The 4,363-nt window shown below is 69.0% G+C and carries 7 protein-coding genes; 5 read left to right on the forward strand and 2 right to left on the reverse strand.

Annotated features, from left to right (window positions below; genetic code table 11):
* The first annotated feature begins 350 nt into the window (after positions 1 to 350).
* Positions 351 to 986: a glutathione S-transferase N-terminal domain-containing protein gene (locus tag FV228_RS21515; protein WP_147856470.1), complete on the forward strand. Its 636-nt coding sequence runs from the start codon at positions 351 to 353 to the stop codon at positions 984 to 986.
* A gap of 3 nt (positions 987 to 989) precedes the next feature.
* Here the strand turns inward: FV228_RS21515 and FV228_RS21520 are convergent, their stop codons facing one another.
* Positions 990 to 1,454, reverse strand: a complete 465-nt coding sequence (locus FV228_RS21520; RefSeq protein WP_147856471.1) for a DUF2147 domain-containing protein — start codon at positions 1,452 to 1,454, stop codon at positions 990 to 992.
* Positions 1,455 to 1,664: 210 nt separating this feature from the next.
* Here FV228_RS21520 and FV228_RS21525 point away from each other — a divergent pair, with 210 nt between their 5' ends.
* The 4 genes from FV228_RS21525 to FV228_RS21540 all read left to right on the forward strand — a co-directional run bounded on the left by FV228_RS21525 (position 1,665) and on the right by FV228_RS21540 (position 3,559).
* Positions 1,665 to 2,072, forward strand: coding sequence for a type II toxin-antitoxin system RelE/ParE family toxin (locus tag FV228_RS21525; RefSeq protein WP_147856472.1), 408 nt, complete (start codon positions 1,665 to 1,667; stop codon positions 2,070 to 2,072).
* 26 nt (positions 2,073 to 2,098) lie between these two features.
* Complete coding sequence (locus FV228_RS21530) at positions 2,099 to 2,461, forward strand: helix-turn-helix transcriptional regulator (protein WP_187277853.1); 363 nt, start codon at positions 2,099 to 2,101, stop codon at positions 2,459 to 2,461.
* A 139-nt stretch (positions 2,462 to 2,600) separates the two neighbouring features.
* Complete coding sequence (gene ndk / locus FV228_RS21535) at positions 2,601 to 3,023, forward strand: nucleoside-diphosphate kinase (protein WP_147856474.1); 423 nt, start codon at positions 2,601 to 2,603, stop codon at positions 3,021 to 3,023.
* A gap of 170 nt (positions 3,024 to 3,193) precedes the next feature.
* On the forward strand, positions 3,194 to 3,559 hold the full coding sequence (locus FV228_RS21540; RefSeq protein WP_147856475.1) for a hypothetical protein: 366 nt from the start codon (positions 3,194 to 3,196) through the stop codon (positions 3,557 to 3,559).
* Between the two features lie 58 nt (positions 3,560 to 3,617).
* On the opposite strand, the gene purN is transcribed toward FV228_RS21540, so the two are convergent.
* Entirely contained in the window at positions 3,618 to 4,268 is a 651-nt protein-coding gene (purN, locus tag FV228_RS21545; protein WP_147856476.1) for a phosphoribosylglycinamide formyltransferase, read from the reverse strand.
* Positions 4,269 to 4,363 lie beyond the last annotated feature (95 nt).

Here is a 4,363-nt window from a genome sequence, read left to right on the forward strand (position 1 = left end):
CCTTGGCGGCGGGGGCCTCGCTCGCGGCCGGAGCCGGCGCATCCTTCGCCAGAAGCGGCTGGGCCAAAAGCAGCGGCGCGCTCAGCACCGCCATCCGCACAACACGATCGAACATCGAGACTCCCCCCGGGATCGCAACGATTCCGGGGCGCAATCTCGCCGGACGGCCACGCTTCGGACAAGGGCGCGTCGGCTTTCGCCAACAGGTCAGGTGCGCGCTCTCGGAAACGTGAGCCCGGCGCGACCGACGCCCTTGAGCGCGGCCTGGAAATCGTCTTCACTGCCGCCATTGTCCGAGATCGGCGGGGGAACGCCGCGCCGCCGTGCGATCGGTCGAGGAGCAGATCAAGATGGCAGCGGTGTCCGGGCGGCCGATCGACGTCCATACCTGGAGCACGCCGAACGGCTGGAAGATTCCGGTGATGCTCGAAGAGTGCGGGCTGCCGTACCGGGTGGTCCCGGTCAACATCGGCAAGAACGAGCAATTCGCGCCCGACTTCCTGGCGATCTCACCGAACAACAAGATCCCGGCCATCGTCGACCCGGACGGGCCGGGCGGGCAGCCGATCACGGTGTTCGAATCGGGGGCGATCCTGCAGTATCTCGGCCGCAAGACCGGCCAGTTCTACCCGACGGACGAGCGCGCCCGGGTGGCCGTGGACGAGTGGCTGTTCTGGCAGGTGGCCGGGTTCGGCCCGATGCTCGGGCAGACGCACCACTTCAAGATCTACGCGTCCGAGAAGGTGCCGTACGCCATCGAACGCTTCACCGCCGAAGCCAACCGCCTCTACGGGGTGCTGGAGCGGCGGCTCGAGGGCCGCGACTACCTGGCGGGCGACTATTCCATCGCCGACATCGCGACGGTGACCTGGGCCAAGCTCAACTTCAAGCAGGGCGTCGAGATCGCCGCCCTGCCGAACGTGGCGCGCTGGCTCGAGACCGTTCTGGCGAGGCCGGCCGTCCAGCGCGGCCTCGCGGCGATCTGAGCCTCAGTTCTTGTTGGCGGCCTGCTGGTTCACGTCCGGCACGCGCGTCCAGGTCTGCGAGCCGCACAGCACCTTGAGCATGCAGCCCGAGACGCTCAGCTCGGCCTCGCTCTCGCGCTCCAGGCTGACGGTGTAAACCTTGCCCTCTTCGATGTTGTAGAGTTCGCCGGTGAACTTCTCCTCGTCGGGCTTCAGGCCGTCGATGAGCTGCAGGCCGATCACGGGGCGGCTGCGCTTCTTCGGATCGGGGTTTTTCAGGTCGGTCTTCGCGGCGCCGTTCTCGGCGGTCGGGGCCTTCAGCCAGACCACCTTGCCGCAGACGAGCTTCTGGCTCGGGCCGCACCGGTCGATGCGGATCTTTGCGCGGCCATCCCCGGTGAGCCAGGTGCCGGACGGATCCTTCCCGGTATCGGCGGCGGCGGCCGAAAGGCCGGCGAGCAGGAGTGTGGCACAGAGGGCGAGGCGCATGGTTCGTCTCCGAATTTTGGGCACCGAGGGCGCCTGAGAGGCTGACGAAATCGGCTTGAGGCCAGTGAGCCGGCGCAATCAGGCGATTTTTCGGCGGTGTTGCGGCAGAGCCACGGCCACGCTTGTTTCAGAGGGTCCCAGAGATCGTTACGGTGGATAACTCGCTCGGTTCCCCCTTGCCGATATAACCTACAGGTTATAATTTGACCCGTGGCTTGGGCGGTCGAATTTGATGGCGCGTTTCGCGCGGGGTTCGCAGCGCTCGATGCCGACGTGCGAAAGGCCATTGCCGCCTATGCCTTGGCCCTCGCCAGCGAGGGGCCGCAGCTCGGCCGGCCTATGGCGGACACCGTGAAAGGGTCCACGCACGCCAACATGAAGGAGCTGCGTCCGACCGTGAACAAGGTCGAGTGGCGTGTCGCCGACGCGTTCGACGCAGCCCGGCAAGCCATCGTTCTCGCCGCAGCGGCCAAGGGCGGTCGGTCCTCGGCGCTCGTCAACAGGCAGATGATCGCGAAGGCCGATGCACGCTTCACGGCACATCAGGCGGCCATCGCCGCGCAGCAGACCTCGCATGCAGACACGCCACGCGCTGGCAGGAGGAAGCCCAAGCGATGACGGATGTTGCAAAGCCCGGCACCCGCATGCCGCTCGCCGACATCTTGGCCGAGTTCTCCGCGGAAGAGCAGGCGGACATCCGCGCCCACGCGGACGATCTCATTCAAGAGAGCCGGACCCTCGCGCAGTTTCGGCGCGCGGTGGGGATGACGCAGGCCGAACTCGCGCAGGCGCTGGACACATCGCAGGCCTATGTGGCGAAGCTTGAGCGGAACCCCTCCGCCGCCATGCAGGTCTCCACGATCGCCCGCATCGCGTCCGCGCTCGGAGGCGAGGCCAGAATCGTGGTCAGCCTGCCCGGCAAGCCGGACGCGACCTTCGACATCCCGGCATCCGGCGCGCGAAAGAAGTCCGTTCGTCCGAAGAAGACGCCCGGCGCGACCGCGTGAGTTCGACCGGGCGCGCAGCTTGAGGACCGGTAGGGCGCCCGCTATAAGCCTGCGGCGGAAGCGAAATTTTCGCCCCTGAGATGCGCCCGTCAGCCCGGCGCGCACCCTCCGCCTTTTTCACAAACAGACCGGACACACCATGGCCACCGAGCGCACCTTCTCGATCCTCAAGCCCGACGCCACCCGGCGCAACCTGACCGGCGCCGTGAACGCGGTGATCGAGGAGGCGGGCCTGCGCATCGTCGGCCAGCGCCGCATCCGCCTGACCCAGGAGCAGGCCGAAAAGTTCTATGAGGTCCACAAGGAGCGGCCCTTCTTCGGCGAGCTCGTCAGCTTCATGACCTCCGGCCCGGTGGTCGTGCAGGTGCTCGAAGGCGAGAACGCCGTCGCCAAGTACCGCGAAGTGATGGGCGCCACGAACCCGGCCCAGGCCGCCGAGGGTACGATCCGGAAGCGGTTCGCCGAGTCCGTTGGCGAGAACACCGTGCACGGCTCGGACAGCGCGGAGAACGCCAAGCTCGAGATCGCGCAGTTCTTCAAGGATTCCGATATCGCCGCCTGATCCGGAGACCGGGGTGGCGGGTCGGGCACACCGTTCCGCCATCCCGTCGCATTCCCCCCGGCAGCGGGGTGAATGCCGCCCGGTGTGTCCGGTCCGCCATTGACGGGGCGGCGCCCGGCGGCGTCCAACGGCCGAGGTTAATTGACCCTCAGCCCTGGACCGCCAAGACCATGACGATGCGCCGCCTGCCCCTGCTGATCGCGTCCGGCCTGATCGCGATCGGCGCGACCGCCGCCCTCGCGGGCGGATCCCCGGCCCCGTTCCAGCAGTACGAGCCGGATCCGGCGCTGAAGACGGCCACGAAGGCCAGCCTCGAAGGCCGCGTGCGCCACGCCTGCACGGTCGTCCAGGCCCGGCTGACCAGCGCCCCCGAGGCGTCCCTCGAGCGTCCCTGCGGCTGCTACGCCCGTCAGACCCTGCGCAGCCTCGACGAATCCGAGGTCGAGGCCTACCGCACCACGGGCTACTTCAACGATTCCGCCCGCGCCAAGGCCCTCTCGGCCCTCGACAGCTGCAAGCTGCAGCGGCCGATCTGACCCTCCCGGGGCGCTGCCCCGGACCCCGCCGAAGGGACTTGTCCCTTCGGAATCCCCGTTACAGGCTGAACAGGACGCCGTCCGGTGCCGCGTCGGCGATGACGACGCGATCGCCCTCCAGCCGGGCGTGTCCGCCGGCCACCAGCGCCAGCACCGCGGGATAGAGCCGCCGCTCCTGGACGATCACCCGGTCGGCGAGGCTGTCCGGGTCGTCGCCCTGGCGTACGGGGATCGCGGCCTGCGCCACGATCGGCCCGGCATCGAGTTCGGGCACCACGAAATGCACCGTGCAGCCGTGCAGTCGCACGCCGGCGTCGAGCGCCTGCTTGTGCGTGTGCGTGCCCTTGAACAGCGGCAGCAGCGAGGGGTGGATGTTGAGCATCCGCCCGGCCCAGCCGGCCACGAAGTCCGGCGTGAAGATCCGCATGAAGCCCGCGAGGCAGACGAGGTCGACGTCGGCCGCCCGGAGTTCGGCGTCGAGGGCGGCATCGAAGCTGGCCCGATCCCGGAAACCGGTGTGGTCGATCGCCCGGGCGGGGATCCCGGCCGCCGCCGCCCGCGCGAGGCCGGCGGCGTCAGGGCGGTTCGACAGGACCAGCACGATCTCGGCCGGATAGGCCGGATCCTTCGCGGCCTCGATCAGCGCGACCATGTTCGAGCCGCGGCCCGAGATCAGGACCGCGACGCGGGTCTTGCCGGTGGCGGCCATCAGAGCGCGAGGCGTCCACTGAAGGTCACGGGCTCGGGGCCGCGCGCGGTGATCCGGCCGAGGCGCACCGGCGCCTCGCCGGCCCGGGTCAGGGC

The sequence above is a fragment of the Methylobacterium sp. WL18 genome (assembly GCF_008040015.1).
In the GTDB taxonomy this organism is placed as follows: Bacteria; Pseudomonadota; Alphaproteobacteria; order Rhizobiales; family Beijerinckiaceae; genus Methylobacterium; species Methylobacterium mesophilicum.

What these genes read in the sequence shown, in the direction of transcription:
- FV228_RS21515 (WP_147856470.1), top strand. Translation starts at nt 351, where the DNA reads ATGGCAGCGGTGTCCGGGCGGCCGATCGACGTCCATACCTGGAGCACG.
- FV228_RS21520 (WP_147856471.1), bottom strand. Translation starts at nt 1,454, where the DNA reads ATGCGCCTCGCCCTCTGTGCCACACTCCTGCTCGCCGGCCTTTCGGCC.
- FV228_RS21530 (WP_187277853.1), top strand. Translation starts at nt 2,099, where the DNA reads ATGCCGCTCGCCGACATCTTGGCCGAGTTCTCCGCGGAAGAGCAGGCG.
- ndk (WP_147856474.1), top strand. Translation starts at nt 2,601, where the DNA reads ATGGCCACCGAGCGCACCTTCTCGATCCTCAAGCCCGACGCCACCCGG.
- FV228_RS21540 (WP_147856475.1), top strand. Translation starts at nt 3,194, where the DNA reads ATGACGATGCGCCGCCTGCCCCTGCTGATCGCGTCCGGCCTGATCGCG.
- purN (WP_147856476.1), bottom strand. Translation starts at nt 4,268, where the DNA reads ATGGCCGCCACCGGCAAGACCCGCGTCGCGGTCCTGATCTCGGGCCGC.